General features: G+C 56.7%; 14 protein-coding genes and 1 pseudogene. 12 read left to right on the forward strand and 3 right to left on the reverse strand.

Annotation, left to right across the window (positions count from 1 at the left end):
- The 7 genes and pseudogenes from ACFDSS_RS10560 to ACFDSS_RS10590 form a co-directional block, all read left to right on the forward strand.
- Positions 1–205: pseudogene (locus tag ACFDSS_RS10560) on the forward strand (hypothetical protein); the annotation flags it as partial.
- Positions 206–435: 230 nt separating this feature from the next.
- Positions 436–1,107 (forward strand): 50S ribosomal protein L21, encoded by a 672-nt coding sequence (locus ACFDSS_RS10565; protein WP_375255708.1) that lies wholly within the window; start codon positions 436–438, stop codon positions 1,105–1,107.
- 12 nt (positions 1,108–1,119) lie between these two features.
- Complete coding sequence (gene rpmA / locus ACFDSS_RS10570; protein ID WP_008236907.1) at positions 1,120–1,389, forward strand: 50S ribosomal protein L27; 270 nt, start codon at positions 1,120–1,122, stop codon at positions 1,387–1,389.
- A 125-nt stretch (positions 1,390–1,514) separates the two neighbouring features.
- Positions 1,515–2,057, forward strand: a complete 543-nt coding sequence (locus ACFDSS_RS10575; protein ID WP_375255709.1) for a GNAT family N-acetyltransferase — start codon at positions 1,515–1,517, stop codon at positions 2,055–2,057.
- 70 nt (positions 2,058–2,127) lie between these two features.
- Positions 2,128–3,177, forward strand: coding sequence for a GTPase ObgE (obgE, locus tag ACFDSS_RS10580; RefSeq protein ID WP_375255710.1), 1,050 nt, complete (start codon positions 2,128–2,130; stop codon positions 3,175–3,177).
- Positions 3,165–4,271, forward strand: a complete 1,107-nt coding sequence (gene proB, locus ACFDSS_RS10585; RefSeq protein WP_375255711.1) for a glutamate 5-kinase — start codon at positions 3,165–3,167, stop codon at positions 4,269–4,271. Before obgE ends, proB begins: the two co-directional genes overlap by 13 nt.
- A gap of 12 nt (positions 4,272–4,283) precedes the next feature.
- The gene (locus ACFDSS_RS10590; RefSeq protein WP_375255712.1) at positions 4,284–5,549 is read left to right on the forward strand and encodes a glutamate-5-semialdehyde dehydrogenase; all 1,266 of its coding nucleotides are present in this window, start codon (positions 4,284–4,286) and stop codon (positions 5,547–5,549) included.
- Here ACFDSS_RS10590 and ACFDSS_RS10595 read toward each other — a convergent pair.
- Complete coding sequence (locus ACFDSS_RS10595; RefSeq protein WP_375255713.1) at positions 5,546–6,136, reverse strand: histidine phosphotransferase family protein; 591 nt, start codon at positions 6,134–6,136, stop codon at positions 5,546–5,548. The two genes, ACFDSS_RS10590 and ACFDSS_RS10595, sit on opposite strands and share 4 nt — an antisense overlap.
- A gap of 29 nt (positions 6,137–6,165) precedes the next feature.
- Here ACFDSS_RS10595 and ACFDSS_RS10600 point away from each other — a divergent pair, with 29 nt between their 5' ends.
- The 3 genes from ACFDSS_RS10600 to ACFDSS_RS10610 all read left to right on the forward strand — a co-directional run bounded on the left by ACFDSS_RS10600 (position 6,166) and on the right by ACFDSS_RS10610 (position 8,063).
- Entirely contained in the window at positions 6,166–6,345 is a 180-nt protein-coding gene (locus ACFDSS_RS10600; RefSeq protein ID WP_375255714.1) for a DUF3553 domain-containing protein, read from the forward strand.
- Between the two features lie 109 nt (positions 6,346–6,454).
- Positions 6,455–7,240, forward strand: coding sequence for a GNAT family N-acetyltransferase (locus tag ACFDSS_RS10605; protein WP_375255715.1), 786 nt, complete (start codon positions 6,455–6,457; stop codon positions 7,238–7,240).
- On the forward strand, positions 7,233–8,063 hold the full coding sequence (locus tag ACFDSS_RS10610) for a lysophospholipid acyltransferase family protein (protein ID WP_375255716.1): 831 nt from the start codon (positions 7,233–7,235) through the stop codon (positions 8,061–8,063). The genes ACFDSS_RS10605 and ACFDSS_RS10610 overlap by 8 nt, the downstream gene beginning before the upstream one ends.
- Here the strand turns inward: ACFDSS_RS10610 and ACFDSS_RS10615 are convergent.
- On the reverse strand, positions 8,040–8,666 hold the full coding sequence (locus ACFDSS_RS10615) for a thiamine phosphate synthase (protein ID WP_375255717.1): 627 nt from the start codon (positions 8,664–8,666) through the stop codon (positions 8,040–8,042). The genes ACFDSS_RS10610 and ACFDSS_RS10615 overlap by 24 nt on opposite strands.
- A 134-nt stretch (positions 8,667–8,800) precedes the next feature.
- Between ACFDSS_RS10615 and ACFDSS_RS10620 the strand changes: the two genes are divergently transcribed.
- Entirely contained in the window at positions 8,801–9,541 is a 741-nt protein-coding gene (locus tag ACFDSS_RS10620) for an RNA methyltransferase (protein ID WP_375255718.1), read from the forward strand.
- 92 nt (positions 9,542–9,633) lie between these two features.
- Complete coding sequence (gene ctaA / locus ACFDSS_RS10625; protein WP_375255719.1) at positions 9,634–10,770, forward strand: heme A synthase; 1,137 nt, start codon at positions 9,634–9,636, stop codon at positions 10,768–10,770.
- Positions 10,771–10,897: 127 nt separating this feature from the next.
- Here the strand turns inward: ctaA and ACFDSS_RS10630 are convergent, their stop codons facing one another.
- Positions 10,898–11,734, reverse strand: a complete 837-nt coding sequence (locus tag ACFDSS_RS10630; protein WP_375255720.1) for an enoyl-CoA hydratase — start codon at positions 11,732–11,734, stop codon at positions 10,898–10,900.
- Positions 11,735–11,893 lie beyond the last annotated feature (159 nt).

An 11,893-nucleotide genomic window follows, 5' to 3' on the forward strand; every position in this document is an offset into this window, starting at 1 on the left:
AGCCGCAGCAATCCCTGCCGATATCAACCCGATGGTCAGTGTCCCGCCCGTCATTCCGGGATATCCTGAAACGCTTTATCAACGCATGATCGCGCGTGGCATTCCACGGGATATGGCGGATGATATCGCCAAGTCGAAGGCGTTTTGGGATTTAGTGGCGAAACGCGATTCCTTGGTGGCGCATTTCGCCTCGCTTTCATCGTAATGCTGCTGCCTGCCCGCTGGTCTGCGTGCGGATCATGTGGCGGCAGCAAAGCTTCGGATTTTCGCCGTCTTTGGTCTTGACTTGAAAAACGATCAGGCACATAAGCCGCCATCCCGGTAAGGCTCTTATCAGGGATTATGCGAAAATTCGCCCACGGGCGCGCAGTCCACAGGTACCAAACGCCGGATCAATCCGGGGCCTTAGAGACGCGAAAAATGAAGGAAAAACATATGTTTGCGGTTATCAAAACCGGCGGCAAGCAGTATAAGGTCGCATCTGGCGACGTTCTGCGCGTCGAAAAACTGGCAGCAAATGCCGGCGATAAAATCCAATTCAATGAGATTCTGATGGTAGGCTCCACTGTGGGCGCACCTTTGGTTGCGGGCGCTGGCGTCCAGGCTGAGGTCATCGACCAGATCAAGGGCGAAAAGACGATCAACTTCGTAAAGCGCCGTCGTAAGCACGGCAGCCAGCGCAAAAAGGGGCACCGTCAGCAACTGACGCTCGTGCGCATTGCCGAGATCCTTGAAAAAGGCGCTGACAAATCCGGCGTTATGGCCGCTGTTTCCGGCGCTGGCGTTGTTGCAACACCAGCTCCCGCAGCTGCAAAGCCTGCCGCAAAGAAAGCGGCACCTAAGAAGGCCGACCCTGCACCCAAGGCTGACAAGCCGAAGGCGAAAGCTGCACCCTCAGCGGCAGCCGGCGCTGATGATCTGAAGGCACTGTCCGGTGTTGGCCCTGCACTTGAGAAAAAGCTGCTTGCTGCTGGCGTGACAACATTCGCGCAGATTGCGGCATGGACTGAGGATGATGTGGCTGCTATGGACGAGAAACTGTCGTTCAAGGGCCGTATTGAACGTGAAGGCTGGATCGCCCAAGCGGCTGAGCTGGCAAAAGGCTAAGGAGAGACACCAATGGCACATAAAAAAGCAGGCGGTTCATCCCGTAACGGACGCGACTCAGCTGGTCGTCGTCTTGGCGTCAAGAAATTCGGCGGCGAAGTCGTTGTTCCCGGGAACATCATCATGCGTCAGCGCGGCACAAAGATGTGGCCAGGCATGGGCGTCGGGATGGGCAAGGATCACACGATCTTTGCAACCATTGATGGAAACGTCAAATTCCATAAGGGCCTCAAGGGCCGTACCTTTATTTCGGTTCTCCCAGTGGCGGAGGCCGCTGAATAAGCCGAAAATCTCAGGTTAAAGTTTTTGAGGGGATCGGTTTAGACCGGTCCCCTTTTTTATTCATATTTCTGCCACCTATTGCGGGTAGTTCCGGCAGGATCGACGTGTTTTCGGGGAGGAAGACAATGCGCCATGAAGATATCACGATCCAAGAGACGATCGAAGCGGATCGTTTTGTGCTGCGCCCTTGCCGGAAGTCTGATGCCGGATTGATTGCCATGTATGCGGGCGATGATCGCGTGGCACGTGGAACCCGTGCGATGCCGCATCCTTTGCCGCCCGGATCTGTGGAGGCGATGATTGAACGTGCCACCCATGCTGGCCGGACCGAAGATGTGTGGGTCATCGACGGCTCCGCGCATGGTCACGCTGAGGCACTGGGACTCATTAGCCTTGAACGTATGGACCGCGACCAGTCTGAGATCTTTTATTGGATTGCACCCGCATTCTGGAACACCGGCTTCGCGACAGAAGCCGTGCGCACTTTGATCGCCGCCGACCCCCATAAGTCCGACCGGATCTTTGCAGAGGTGTTTCAGGATAACCCCGGCTCAGCCCGCGTGCTGACGAATTGCGGATTTGACTACCTTGGCGATGCAGAGGCATTCTCGGTGTCGCGCAATGCGACGGTGCCAACCTGGACGTATACGCTCAAACTGGGGTCCTAGCAGGCTTCGCTTGAGAACCGGCGCGCAGTCGTTTATCGGCTGTTAATAACAGCGTCAGAAAGCCAAACTTATGAAATTCCTCGATCTCGCCAAGGTTTATATCCGGTCTGGTGCCGGTGGCGGCGGATGTATCTCGTTCCGACGCGAGAAATTCATGGAATACGGCGGCCCTGATGGTGGTGACGGCGGCAAGGGCGGTGACGTGGTGGTTGAGGCCGTGGAAGGCCTGAACACATTGATCGATTTCCGCTATCAACAGCACTTCTTTGCAGGCAGCGGCCAGCATGGCATGGGCAGTCAGCGCACGGGCAAAGACGGCGAGGCGAAAGTTTTGCGTGTGCCTGTAGGTACTGAAATCATTGACGAAGACGAGGAAACCGTCATTGCGGACTTGACAGAAGTGGGTCAGAAAATTGTGATCGCCAAGGGTGGCAATGGCGGTTGGGGCAACTTGCGCTTTAAGTCTGCCACTAACCAAGCGCCGCGACGGTCCAACCCCGGCCAAGAGGCGATCGAGCGCACGATTTGGCTGCGTCTGAAACTGATTGCCGATGTGGGTCTGTTGGGGATGCCCAATGCGGGCAAATCGACTTTCCTTGCCGCGACTTCGAACGCGCGCCCGAAAGTGGCCGATTATCCGTTCACGACGCTGATCCCTAATCTTGGCGTTGTCGGCATTGATGAGGTTGAATTCGTCGTCGCCGACATTCCCGGCTTGATCGAAGGTGCCAGCGAAGGCCGCGGTCTTGGCGATATGTTCTTGGGCCATGTTGAACGCTGTGCTGTGCTTTTGCACTTGATCGATGGCACCTCCGGTGATCCTGCGGGCGATTTAACGACCATTATTCAAGAGCTTGAGGCCTACGGCGGGGAGCTTGCCGATAAGCCGCGCATCACAGTCCTGAACAAGATCGACACATTGGACGATGAAGAACGTGAATTCCTGCGCGATGAGCTTGCGGCTGTGGCGAAAGGCCCTGTGATGATGATGTCCGGCGTCAGCCGTGAGGGTATTCCCGATGTGCTGCGCGCCTTGCGCAGCGAGATCGACGACAACCGCCTGCGCCAACGCAAAGCGGCAGAGGAGGATCAGGGCGAGGTAGAACCATGGCATCCCTGAAGGACGCTAAACGCCTTGTTATCAAGATCGGATCGGCCTTGTTGGTCGATAGTGGGACTGGTGCGCTGCGGCAGGACTGGCTAACGTCGCTGGCCGCGGATGTCGCCCGCATACGTGCGCGAGGAACGGATGTGATTGTTGTTTCGTCCGGATCCATTGCATTGGGGCGCCGGATTTTGGGCCTGCCTGCCTCCGCTTTGACGCTTGAACAATCGCAAGCAGCGGCGGCGGTCGGTCAAATCCGGCTGGCCCGTGCGTATGAAGAGGCCTTGCGGCCGCACGATATCATTACCGGGCAAGTGCTTGTGACGTTGGAGGATTCTCAGGATCGCCGCCGTTACCTGAACAGCCGTGCGACGATGGAAACGATGCTTGGGCTTGGGGTCACGCCGATTGTTAACGAAAACGATACAATCGCAACGGATGAGATTAGATATGGCGACAATGATCGCCTCGCTGCCCAGGTCGCTGTCACGGTTGGGGCAGATCAACTGGTGCTTCTGTCGGATGTGGATGGGATATACACTGCCAATCCTAAGTTGAGAAGTGACGCGCAACACATTGCAATTGTGGATAAAATAACCTCTGAGATTGAGGCGATGGCCGGTGACGCGGGCTCTGGCCTGTCCAAGGGAGGCATGATTACCAAAGTCATGGCAGCAAAGATCGCGACAGAGGCCGGGTGCATGATGGCTATCGCGCTTGGTACCGGATTGAACCCGCTTTCAAAACTTGAAGAGGGCGCGCGCGTGACATGGTTCACCGCGCAGACAGACCCGCAGGCAGCGCGCAAACTGTGGATTTCGGCCTTGAAACCGAAGGGGACGATCACCTTGGACGAAGGCGCTGTTGCGGCTTTGGGGCGTGGAAAAAGCCTTTTGCCGGCGGGCGTGACGCAGATCAGCGGCAGTTTCGGTCGCGGTGATCTGGTCGCATTGCTTGCAGCCGATGGCATGCGATTGGGGCAGGGGCTCGCCCGTTACACAAGTGCTGAGGCGCGCCAGATCATGGGGCGCCATTCGCGCGACATCGTGAATGTACTGGGCTATGAAGGGCGGGCCGCTTTGGTGCACCGCGACGATATGGTGTTGTAGAGGATGAAACGCATGAAAGATCATGAGACAATCAATACGATGATGGAAAAAATCGGCGCAGATGCCCGCGCGGCCGCAGCCGTGCTGGCAACGGCCGGGTCAGAGCGCAAATATGCGGCCCTGATCGGGGCCGCAGACGCGATCTGGGAACACCGTCTCGAAATCATGGATGCCAACGCCGAAGATCAGGTTTACGGCGAAAAAAAGGGTCTTAGCCCTGCGATGATGGACCGTCTGATGCTCGATGAGCCACGGATTCGCGCGATGGCAGAGGGTTTGCGCAATGTGGCGGCACAACACGATCCCGTGGGCGAGGTGATGACCGAATGGGACATGCCGAGCGGTCTGCATATTCAACGTGTCCGCACACCTTTGGGTGTGATCGGGGTGATTTATGAAAGCCGCCCCAATGTGACCGCTGACGCAGGTGCGTTATGCCTGCAATCTGGCAATGCGGTGATCCTGCGCGGAGGGTCTGAGAGTTTTCATTCGTCATCCGCGATCCACAAATGTCTGCAAATCGGACTCAAGCAAGCGGGGCTGCCTCAGGCTGCGATTCAACTTGTTCCGACCCGTGATCGTGCGGCAGTTTCGGCGATGCTGACCGCCACGGATTATATTGACGTCATCGTGCCGCGCGGCGGCAAAGGTCTTGTCGGATTGGTCCAACGTGAGGCGCGTGTCCCAGTTTTTGCCCATCTTGAGGGCATCTGCCACATCTACGTGGGCGCGACGGCTGACCCCGCAATGGCGCTAGAGATCGTGCTTAACGCCAAAACGCGCCGCACCGGAATTTGTGGTGCCATGGAATGCCTTCTCATTGATTGGCGCTTCTATACGCAGCACGGATCGCTGCTGATTGACGCCTTGCTCAAGGCGGGTGTTGAGGTGCGCGCTGATGGCGATTTGGCCAAGATTGCGGGCACAACACCTGCGCAACCAGATGACTTTGGCAAAGAGTTTTTGGATATGATCTGCGCCGCCAAGCTGGTCGATGGCGTTGATCCGGCGATTGAACATATCCGCACCTATGGTTCAAGCCATACCGATGCCATTGTGACCGAAGACGATCAGGCTGCGGCGCATTTCTTTAAGGAACTCGATAGTGCGATCCTGATGCACAATGCCTCAACGCAATTTGCCGATGGCGGTGAATTCGGGATGGGCGCAGAGATCGGCATCGCTACTGGCAAGCTTCACGCGCGTGGTCCGGTCGGTGCTGTGCAGTTGACCAGTTTTAAATATCTGGTCACGGGAAAGGGCGCTGTTCGGCCCTAGAACCGTGCGAGTAGGTGATCGGGCTGGGCGTCAAACTGTAGCCGGCGCCCGGCTTCGCCCAACACGCTGGGTAGCAACGCAAATTGGACCTGTGCGGCGCTATGTGTGAATTCCTGCTGTGGCGACAAGAGGTTTTCCCACAAAGGCCGATCCACGTTCAAGCGCGCTCCTGCGGCCCGCATCACCCAATTTGGCCCGTCCTGAGAGACCTCCACATCGCCACCCAGCGGCATCGCCGTCTCAAGTGCCTGCAGCATCAACAAGGCGCAGCGTACCAAACGCCGCGGCTGATCGCCCTCAATTCGCCAAATGTAGTTGACACGTCCGCCGCGGGCATTTGCAGAAAGGATCGACAGGATTTCTGATCGTCCGACCATCTGTTCTTCTGACGCTGCACCAAAGGCGATGCGAAAGTATCTGATGCGCGCGCTGGCGTTCTGAACACTTTCATTTATCAATTCCATCTCAACGCCTGTATCGCCATCGGTCAGAGACAAGAGTTCAACCCCATTGCCGATTGCTCCGATAGGGCTGATAAGGTCGTGACAAATGCGTGAACCGACAAGGGCCGCAAGATCAGGTCGCAAGGCGCTGCCTCCGGTATGAAAGGGATGAAATGTCAGATATCAATGCAATCCTTGGGCCCGGGGTGCTGGTTGAACACCCGAACCAACCCGATTGGGGCATAGGCCAGGTGCAATCCAACATCGGTGGCAAGATTACCGTGAATTTTCGAGAGGCAGGGAAGGTCGTCATTGATGGTAAAACCGTATTACTGAGAATTGTTAATGTCTAAACACAACCATAAGGAGAGTCAAGCAAAGCTGGGTTTCCATCGGCTGATCTTAAAAAATGCTAAAAAAGTTACTAAACTATTAATTGGCAAGAATTTCACTTAATGCGCAATGGTACGGAAATTTATAGATAATCAGCCAATATTTGAGGTTCAGCTCGCAAAAAAAGCGGAAGATATCCGTGCGGCGCAGCGTTTACGTTATGCCGTATTTGTTAATGAACTTGGCGCAGGTGGTGATAATGTCGATCATCACCTGCAATTAGAGCGGGATCAATTCGATCCGTTTGCCGCGCATCTTTTGTTGCGAGACATCAGTCGTCCTGCCGGAGACGACGTTGTGGGTGTCTATCGCTTGATGACCCGCGACATGGCCGATGAGGCGGGCGGTTTTTATTGTGCGCAGGAATTTGATTTGTCGCCTCTGCATGAAAAAGGAGGCAGGCTTTTGGAATTGGGTCGTTCGTGTTTGCACCCCGATTATCGCGGCGGTGAAGCGATGCTCCATCTATGGGGTGGCTTGACGGACTATGTCGAAGCGCATGGAATTGAGACACTATTCGGAGTGGCCTCTTTTCATGGCACCGACACGGCGGCTCTGGCGCCGGCCTTGGCGCTTTTACATGAGCGTCATCTTGCGCCGCCATTCTTGCGGGTCACTGCAAAGGGGTCGACAGCATTTTTCCCTGGCAATCGGGCGGCAAATACTGACAGGCTGGCGACTGTCCGTCTGATACCCTCGTTAATCAAAGCCTATCTGCGGCTGGGTGGGTGCATTGGTGAAGGCGTATTTGTGGATCATGACTTCAACACGACAGATGTTTGTTTGATTTTACAGCGCGATGCAATCAACGCTTTGCAGGGACAACTTTACACGACGGGGGCGCAGCGTGGCTGATACCTGGCATGGCGAAAATGATCCGGCGCCAAAACCCATTGGCATCACCGGTTGGCTGCGGGTCGTACTGCGCGCAGTCCCGCTTGTCGCACTGGTGTTTGGCGGCTTGGGCCTGCTATTGCTGACCCGTCTGATTGAGCGCCCAGCTTTCGGGATGCGCCGCCCTGTGACCCCTTACATCACGCAAACTGTGTGCCGCCTGTCCTTGATAATTTTGGGCGTCAGTTATAGGCGCACCGGTGAACCGATGCAGCGGGCAGGGGCGGTCGTGGCGAACCATGCATCCTGGCTGGATATCTTTGCTTTGAATGCCGCGAAACGAGTTTATTTTGTTGCCAAATCAGAGGTAGCAGGCTGGCCCGTCATTGGCTGGCTGGCGCGCGCGACTGGTACGGTCTTTATCGTGCGTGACAAACGCGCTGTCGCCGACCAGATCCGCGTCTTTCAAGAGCGCCTCGCGGCAGGTCATCAGCTTTTGTTTTTTCCCGAAGGCACGTCAACCGACGGGATGCAGGTCTTGCCGTTCAAACCGACGCTTTTTGGGGCGTTCTTTGATGAGGCTTTGAAGGACAATCTGAGAATGCAGGCCGTAAGCGTCATATATCGCGCGCCTGCGGGCGAAGACCCACGCTTTTATGGATGGTGGGGGGATATGGACTTTGCACCGCATTTGATCGCAACGCTTGCCGCGCGCAGGCAAGGTGATGTGCATTTGGTATATCATCCCCCTGTGAATGTGGCGGATTTCGCAGGGCGCAAAGCATTGGCGGCGGAAATGGAAGCGCAGGTGCGCGCAGGTTTAGCCCAGCATCGCGGTCCGTAGCGCGCAGAGCGCCTTGGCGGGTGTGTCCTGATCCCAAATCTCCGGTCCGATTCCGAAAAAATCGGTATGTGGGGCGAGGGTGCGGATGCGCTCTGCGTCAAGTGCGCCTTCGGCGACAACGGGCACTTCGATCATCATCGACCACCATTCGAACAATTCCAGCTCAGCCTGGCGACCATCGCCCAAGGGGGTTGCACCCACAGGCCCGAAGCTGACGTAATCGGCCCCCAATTCGCCCGCAGTCATCCCGTCATGGCGCGAATTGCCACAAAAGCTGCCCACGATTGCGTCATCACCCAAATCCTTGCGGACCTTTTTCACAGACCGCGCCCCATCTTGCAGATGCACGCCATCCAAGCCCAGACGTTCGACCAGCAGGATATGGCTGTCGATCACGAGGGCAACGTCACGCGCGTGGGTCACTTCGCGCAGGGCGTCTGCGGCTTTGGCGATACGCGCCTCATCTGTTGTCGCAAGCGCCAGACGCATGCAGGCCACCTCCGTGCTGTCAAGGCAGGCGGCAAGTTGATCGGGATAGGTGGACAGATCAAACTCTGCCGGGCTAATGAGGTAAATCTGTGGGTGGTCTTGGGCGTCCGACATCGGGGCGTCTCCGGGAATTCGTCTTTGGTGTGATGCTTCTAGCGGGGATTGTCGGGCTTGGCTATGGGGTGGGCCGCTTGCCATGCGGGTATGGGGCGCGTATCACGCCGCGACCCTTGGCAACAGGACCGACCATGCCCCGCACAGACCCACAGCCCGCCTTTGTTTTGATCCGGCCCCAGATGGGCGAGAATATTGGCGCCGCCGCACGCGGCATGTGGAACTTCGGCCTCGACCGGATGCGCATTATCGACCCACGCGATGGCTGGCCGAACCAAAAAGCCGTCGCGATGGCCAGCGGCGCGGGCCGGTTGCTGGATGAGGCGCAGGTTTATGGCGACACGCCCACCGCGATCGCTGATTGTGACTATGTTTATGCAACCACTGCCCGCCCACGTGGCCTGACGAAATTGGTTCTGACGCCAGAGGCCGCAATGCAAGATGCGCGCGCGCGGGTTGCCTCAGGTCAGAAGGTTGCCGTGATGTTCGGGCCGGAGCGCTCTGGCATGGAAAACGATGATATCGCGCGCGCCAACGCAATTATTTCAGTGCCGGTCAATCCGGACTTTCCATCGCTCAACCTGGCGCAATGCGTGTTGTTGACGGCTTATGAATGGCGGCAGGAGGCAGTGCCGACACAGGCCAGCCGCGTGGATGCTGTCGGTGACTGGGCAGAGCAGGTCGAGATTGAAAAGCTGGGCGATCATTTTGAAGAAAGGCTTGAAACGGCGGGTTTCTTTTTTCCTGAACATAAAGCTGCAAACATGAAGATGAACCTGCGCAACCTTTGGTCGCGTTTGCCGTTGACCCGCGCAGATGTGCAAATGTTGCACGGAATGATGCGCCAGATGGTGCGTTGGAAGGAAAAAGGGTAGGGAGCCGTTTCGGTCATATCCTGCGGCACCCTGACCCTTGCGAATGAGGCTGCGCAGTTCTAGGTAACGTTTAGTCAAACGGGAGGCCAAATATGCCATCGCAGCGCAGCATTTTCGAAGACGTCGGTGATACCCCAAAACAAACAGCCGCCCCCGGCGGGATTGACCGCGCTGGTAGGGGCGCTCCCGGCTTGATCCGTGGCTGGCTGATGGTGTTGTTTGTGCTTGTGGTTGTGATGATCGCGGTGGGCGGGCTGACCCGTCTGACCGATAGCGGGTTGTCGATTACTGAATGGAAACCTGTCACCGGCGCACTGCCGCCGATGTCTCAGGCTGCCTGGGTCGAAGAATTCGACAAATACCGCGCGATCCCGGAATATCAGTTGCAAAACAAAGGCATGTCGATGTCCGAATTTAAGCTGATTTACTGGTGGGAGTGGGGGCATCGCCAATTGGGGCGCGTCATTGGCCTGATCTGGGCGGTGGGTTTCTTTTACTTCCTTGCGGCCAGGAAAATCCCCAATGGTTGGACCGGAAGGCTGGTTTTCATCGGCGGATTGGGCGGATTGCAGGGGGCAATCGGTTGGTGGATGGTATCGTCTGGCCTGCGAGAAGGGATGTTGGATGTGGCGTCATATCGCCTGGCCACGCATCTAAGTCTGGCTTTCGTAATCTTCGGGTTTATTGCGTGGTATATTTATCTGCTTGGTCGTTCACAGGCGGATGTCTTGCAGGCCCGCCGGAGTAGTGACGCGGGGCTTGTGCGTGCAAGTACAGTTCTGATCGCTTTTGCTTTTTTGCAGATCATCCTGGGGGCATTGGTAGCAGGTATTGATGCCGGGCGTGCCTATCCAGATTGGCCACTGATGGCCGGAGGGTTCCTGCCGCCCGAACCTTTCGGGCTGCAACCCATCTGGCGCAATTTCTTCGAAGATGCGGGGCTTGTGCAGTTCATGCACCGGATGGCGGGCTATGCTTTGTTTGTCTATGGCATCTTCGTGTGGGTGCGTGCGCGTCGATCTGCCAACGGGCACACGCGGTTTGCGTTTAATGCAATGCTGGCAACGATGCTTTTGCAAATGGTGCTGGGCATCATTACCGTGATTTATTCCGCGCCTTGGCAAATTGCCATTGTCCACCAACTGGGTGCTGTGGTTCTCTGGGCGCTAATCCTGCGCGGGCGCTTCCTGGCGCAGTATCCGTTGGTGCAATCTGTGCGAGGCATCTGAATATACCATGCTGAGTTGCGCTTTTAGAAGGCGAAGCGCGGTTTGACAGCCTGCGGCCGCGATCGGTCGCAGTGCGCGCTTTGAGGAGGGGATGCCTCCGGCGGAAGTTTAGACGGGATTAAGAAATCTACGACCAGTCTGGCGTGCGCTTTTCAAGAAACGCGTTGATGCCTTCGTCAGTCATCGTATCGAGCATGTTTTCGACCATGACATCACCTGCATAGGCGTAAGCGTCCGCTGTGCTCATCTGGGCTTGATTGTAGAAAGCCGATTTCCCGGTTTTGACCGCAACGGGCAGTTTCACAGCTATGGTTTCGGCAAGCGCGCGGGTTTCTTCGTCTAACTCGCCTGCGCCCACCGCCCGATTGATGAGCCCCAGTTCCTGCGCTTCGCGGGTATTGATGAAGCGTCCCGTTGTCAGCATCTCGAATGCGGCCTTGCGCGGGATGTTGCGGGTCAGGGCGACCATGGGTGTTGAGCAAAATAGCCCGATATTCACGCCGTTGACGCCAAAACGTGTTTCATCGGTGGCAATGGCCAGATCGCAGGTGGCGACCATCTGGCAACCCGCCGCTGTGGCGATCCCGTGAACCTGTGCAATGACCGGTTGGGGCAGGGACTGGATGGTCTGCATCATTTTGGCACATCGCGCGAAGAGATCGGCGAAATAGGCCGCGCCCTTGTCAGGTGATTGTCGCCCTGCTTGCATCTGCTTGAGGTCATGACCCGCGCAAAACGCTTTGCCGGTCCCGCGAATGATGACGGCGCGCACGGCGTCATCATCGCGGATTGAATCCAGGTTTTCCTGCAACGCCGCCAGCATTTCGTCCGACAATGCGTTCAACCTGTCGGGCGCGTCCATGGTCAATGTCGCAATATGATCTTGGTCGTCACGGTGCAGGATTGTCATTTCGTATCTTTCAGTGTTGCTTGGCTCAAACTCTAAACCAGCCGAGGCCGATATGGAACTTAAGATGGATATCCCCGCGTTGGAAACTTTCCTTGAGACAGAGTTTCCGCAAGTTGCCGATCAGATTGTCGTGCTGGAGATCACCGAAGATGGGCTCAAGGCGAAATGGCAGGTGAGCGCGCAGCATTTGCGTCCCGGGGGGACTGTATCTGG

Source organism: Yoonia sp. (assembly GCF_042093035.1).
Classification (GTDB): domain Bacteria; phylum Pseudomonadota; class Alphaproteobacteria; order Rhodobacterales; family Rhodobacteraceae; genus Yoonia.